This is a genomic window from Moorena sp. SIO4G3, from assembly GCF_010692305.1.
GTDB lineage: Bacteria > Cyanobacteriota > Cyanobacteriia > Cyanobacteriales > Coleofasciculaceae > Moorena > Moorena producens_A.
The window spans coordinates 1-4,981 of record NZ_JAAHIG010000530.1 but is presented as its reverse complement, the minus strand read 5'-3'; the positions used below and the strand labels follow the sequence as shown (position 1 = coordinate 4,981).

The window sequence follows — 4,981 nt, the reverse complement described above, 5'->3', positions numbered from 1 at the left end:
TGGAATAGGGAATAGGGAATAGGGAGTAGGGAATAGGGAATAGGGAATAGGGAATAGGGAACAGGCAAGAGGCAAGAGGCAAGAGGCAAGAGGCAAGAGAGAAAAAATTATGTGTACCTCATTAGGTTATAAACCGCTATACTCATGAAAGCTACTGAGAAATGAGATGACAAATGCGTTCGCGTAGGGTGACCGTAGGCCAATCCCATTTAGCTCAAGTCCTCAGAATGCTTCCCATTTCCCGCTTTGCCCGATTCCCGATTCCCGATTCCCGATTCCCGATTCCCGATTCCCGACTCCCGACTCCCGACTCCCGACTCCCGATTCCCGACTCCCGATTCCCGACTCCCGATTCCCGACTCCCGATTCCCGACTCCCGAGCCATCTGTCTAGCCCTTGGCCAGTAAGATAGGATCATCCAGACTAAAGAAACGACTTACGTAAGCTATGGCGGAAGAAACCCTACCCTTACCTAACCCTGAGGACGCAAATACTCCTTCTGATACATCAGCAGACCAGCCTGCTGCTAATAAGGAACCGAAGCCTGCTGCTATAGTAGACCAACCGCCGGTTGAAATAACTGAACCGAAACCTCCTACACCATCACCAGACCAGCCTGCTGCTGTAGTAGACCAACCGCCGGTTGAAATAACTGAACCGAAACCTCCTACACCATCACCAGACCAGCCTGCTGCTAATACGGAACCGAAGCCTACTGCTGTAGTAGACCAACCGCCGGTTGAAATAACTGAACCGAAACCTGCTGCGATCGTAGACCAACCGCCTGCGGCTAAATCAGAAGACAAACCGGCGGCTAAGGCCCCTGCGGCCAAAAAGCCTGCGGCTAAATCAGAAGACAAACCGGCGGCTAAGGCCCCTGCTGCTAAAAAGCCTGCTGAAAAATCAGAAGACAAAGCTGCAGCTAAGGCCCCTGCTGCTAAAAAGCCTGCGGCTACTGGGGCAAAAGCTAAAAAAGAAAAACCACCAGCAATTGAAAAGAAACCTTTTACTGAATTTGTGGAACAACATTATGTGCCAGCCCTTAAGACTGCTTTTGCCAAACAAGGTATTGATGATGTAGATGTGACCTTTGCTAAACAGAAAATCCCGATTCCAAGTTTGAGTCAAATGGATGACTGTTGGCAAGTAATGGGGAGTTGGCAAAATGGTCAACGGAAATTTAACGTTTATTTCCTAGACGAAGATATTAAAAAGCAAAAGGCTTTTTCGGCGTCGGCTAATGGTGTTAACCCTAGTACGATCGAGTCATTTATGATTGATGAACGGAGAGTGACTCTTGATCTAATGGTTCATTACACCATACAACGGCTAAATGCTCAGAAGTGGCTAATGTGGAATTAGTAAGTCTTGGCTAATGTTTAGGTAGATTTTCGGATTTTTACCGAATCTACCAACCAAGATCCAAACTGTTTTGATCCTGGAGCGATCGCTACCTTTCGCTCCCGATCACAAGGTTGGTTTTAGGGAGTAGGGAGCAGGGAGCAGGGAGTAGGGGGAAGAGTATGGAGAGTGGGAAAAAATATTGTTTCCTTTATTAGTTTTTTCTGTAACTGTTAAACTTTACTGCTAATTTTAATCATCAACGAAACAACCATAACCCTTGACTGTCCAAGGGGTTGGTTGCTACTACTATTTGTTTTTATAATTGTATAATTCGGTATTTTCACTAGGGCTAACTATTATAAGGCTGCGCCAAGATAATAGAAAAAAGGTAATAGGTGCTGCATGGCTTTATCATAACACCAAAAACTCCTCTCATAGCTTTATATCATGTCACGATAATTACCCTTAATAAAAATATCCACTATCTCCCCACACTTCCCTTAATTATGGGTATTTAACCGGACTTGATATTACTCGCTTTCTAGCCTAATCAGGTACACAATATTTTTTACCTCTTGCCTCTTGCCTCTTGCCTCTTGCCTTTTGCCTCTTGCCTTTTGCCTCTTGCCTCTTGCCTCTTGCCTCTTGCCTTTTGCCTCTTGCCTCTTGCCTCTTCCCTATTCCCTGTTCCCTGTTCCCTGTTCCCTATTGCCTGATATGACAGATTTTTCTCAAGAAAACCCCTATAAAACACTAACTATAACGGCTTCGTCAACTGGTGTAGAGACAGCCAAAGGAGCGTTGACCAGGCTAGATTTTGAGTCTGAAAGTAACTTAGCAAAATCCCAACGTCTCAGTGACAGTATAGTGACGAAGTTTTTTAATTTCAAACCCATTCAGCTGGATTCGTTTAAACGGATCTGCCAGGCACTGAAATTAAAATGGATAGAAATTGCGGGAATAGCAGAGGAAAACCAATCGGAAGCAGTAAGCGAAAATGATGGCAGTAGCTCAGAGCTGGTGGAACAACAGCAACCACCGCTTGAAGTAACTGTAATCGATAGACAAACTGAAACAATTAAAGCATCTATCGTCTTAACAGGGGATATAGATTCAGCTGAACTTTTAAAACGTATTGAATCTAGTTTACAAAACTCTTCAGGAGAGACTATAAAAATTAGTGATATTAAACGAGACAGCATCCAATTAATTGTAGAAGGTTATCAAAAAGATATCGAACGGCTTGTATCTCAGTTCAAATCAGGAGAAGTAACAGAAATAAGCGGTTTTCCTGTTCAAGATATTAAAATTTTGAACACAAGGTTAGATGATGATCAAAATAAAGACCTTGATCCTAAATGGCGTCTAGTGGAAGAGATTGTCAGTACTGGAGCTGCGGGTCGAGACTTGAACGGTGTTGACCTGAGTGATGTTGACCTGAGTGGTGCTGACCTTAGTCGTGCTGACTTGAGTGCTGCGAACCTCAGTGGTGCTGACCTCAGTCGTGCCTACTTCAAGGGTACCGACCTCAGGGGTGCCAACCTCAGGGGTGCTAACCTCAGTGATGCCCACTTGAAGGGTTCCCAACTCCAAAATGCTGACCTTAGTGATGCCCACCTGAGTGGTGCTCACCTGAAGGGTGCCCAACTCTATGATGCTAACCTGAATAGTGCCCAATTGAATAGTGCCCACTTGAAGGGTGCTGACCTGATTCGTGCCGACCTCAGGGGTGCCCACTTGAAAGGTGCTGACCTGAAGGGTGCCGACCTCAGGGGTACCAACCTCAGTGATGCCGACCTCAGTGATACCAAGCTTAGGGGTGCCAAACTGACTAAGTACAAGCAATATCTTATCAACCTAAGGGGTGCTAACCTCAGTGGTGCCGACCTAACTGATGCCGACCTCAGTGGTGCCGACCTGAGCGGTGCCAACCTCAGTCGTGCCAACCTCAGTCGTGCCAGGCTAAGTTATAGCGACCTCAGTGGTGCTGACCTCAGTGCTGCCTACTTCAAGGGTACCTACTTCAATGGTGCTGACTTCAGTGGTGCCAACCTCAATCGTGTCAACCTTAGTGATGCTGACCTTAGTGATACTGACCTCAGTGGTGCCAACCTCAGTGGTGTCTGGCTCACTAATGCTAACCTCAGTAGTACTGACCTGAGTGATGCCAACCTCACTAATGCTAACCTCACTAATGCTAACCTCAGTAGTACTGACCTGAGTGATGCTAGCCTTATTGGTGCCTGCCTTACTAATGCTAACCTCAGTAGTGCCGACCTCAGTAGTGCCGACCTGAAGGGTGCTAACTTAAATAGTGCTAACTTAAATAGTGCTGACCTCAATGAGGCTAACCTAAAGAGTGCTGACCTCACTGATGCCCAGCTGAGTCGTGCTATCGTGGACAATACCCAATTTGGAGATAATCCGGGAATTAATGAATCCATCAAGAATCACTTAATCAAACGAGGCGCAATGTTTGAGGATGTGCCAGGGGATAGCTAGGAAAGTCTTACCCCTAGCCAAAGATAGGAATTCCCGCAAAAAAACGCGATCGCATCCACCAAAAAATGCGATCGCTTAAACCAGAAAATGAGCATTGCTAAATCTTGGGATCAATATCAGTGGGGGTGGGCATCCTGCCTGCCTGGGAATATTGATCACCGGCAAGATGCCGGTTCCACGGTGAAATATTGATCACCGGCAAGATGCCGGTTCCACCAAGATCCCGGTTCCACAAAACTCTTCAAATCATTCCATTATTAAGCAATGCCAAGGAATTAGTCTAGAGCAATCGCATAATCGAGCTATAGCATTTATCAATTAGGTGAGGTACACAAGTTGTGGATTTTAGGGAACAGGGAAAAATCCTGTGTCCATACCATAGCGCTATAACTTTATTTACCTTTAGACTTAGGTAATGAGAGTCCCAGATAGCCTCCAAGACCTATTTTTGCCATATCCATAAAGGTGGGGCGGTATTGTTCATCAATTACCGCTAGGGTAAGTGACCCCCCAAGTAATATCGATATAATAGCAGCTTGAACCATTTCTTTGATTGTTAGAGTTTTATGAGCCATAGGTTTTTGTTGTAACTGGTACGCTTGACTGCTACTTTTAATGGTTACCGACAAAACCTCAACCCTTGACTGTCCAATGGATTAGTTGCTAATATGTTTTGGCTTTTGTTTGATTACCTTGTGACTAAGTTGTGATTGCGCTAAAAGTTATGGCGCTGGCAGCAGGCAATATAAAACTTAGGCTCAGGGAATTATTGAGTTTGGTCATTTAGGGTTGCATCGCTTACTCCCTTGAATTGGAAAACACCATTACAGCTATTGCTATAGTTATAAAAAACTAGCCAGACTATGACAGATTGTAGCCGAGGTAAAAAAAATACAAGACAAACTATAACCGCCTCATCAAAAGGTATAGAAAAAGCTGAAAAAGCTTTAATCAGGCTAGGATTTGAGTCTAAAAGTAACTTAGCAAAATCGCAATTTATAGGTCGCAGTACAGTAACAAAGTTTTTTCAATTTAAACCAATTCAGCTGGATTCCTTTAAACGGATATGCGATGGACTGAAACTAGACTGGAGAGAAATCGCGGGAATAGCTGAGGAAAACCGATCAGAACCACA

Annotated in this window: 5 protein-coding genes and 1 pseudogene; 5 read left to right on the top strand and 1 reads right to left on the bottom strand. The window is 44.7% G+C overall.

Annotated elements, in window-relative coordinates; translation table 11 throughout:
• Positions 1 to 173: 173 nt before the first annotated feature.
• From F6J99_RS41990 to F6J99_RS41975, 4 genes are all read left to right on the top strand, one after another.
• Positions 174 to 407, top strand: coding sequence for a hypothetical protein (locus tag F6J99_RS41990; protein WP_293122590.1), 234 nt, complete (start codon positions 174 to 176; stop codon positions 405 to 407).
• Positions 408 to 447: 40 nt separating this feature from the next.
• Complete coding sequence (locus F6J99_RS41985) at positions 448 to 1,362, top strand: DUF2996 domain-containing protein (RefSeq protein WP_293122587.1); 915 nt, start codon at positions 448 to 450, stop codon at positions 1,360 to 1,362.
• A 557-nt stretch (positions 1,363 to 1,919) separates the two neighbouring features.
• Complete coding sequence (locus tag F6J99_RS41980; protein ID WP_293122584.1) at positions 1,920 to 2,060, top strand: hypothetical protein; 141 nt, start codon at positions 1,920 to 1,922, stop codon at positions 2,058 to 2,060.
• 1 nt (position 2,061) lies between these two features.
• Positions 2,062 to 3,846: a pentapeptide repeat-containing protein gene (locus F6J99_RS41975; RefSeq protein WP_293122593.1), complete on the top strand. Its 1,785-nt coding sequence runs from the start codon at positions 2,062 to 2,064 to the stop codon at positions 3,844 to 3,846.
• A 392-nt stretch (positions 3,847 to 4,238) separates the two neighbouring features.
• Here the strand turns inward: F6J99_RS41975 and F6J99_RS41970 are convergent, their stop codons facing one another.
• A complete protein-coding gene (locus F6J99_RS41970) occupies positions 4,239 to 4,421 on the bottom strand; it encodes a hypothetical protein (RefSeq protein ID WP_293099993.1) in 183 nt (60 codons plus the stop codon).
• A gap of 288 nt (positions 4,422 to 4,709) precedes the next feature.
• Here F6J99_RS41970 and F6J99_RS41965 point away from each other — a divergent pair.
• A pseudogene (locus F6J99_RS41965) lies at positions 4,710 to 4,981 on the top strand (pentapeptide repeat-containing protein); the annotation flags it as partial.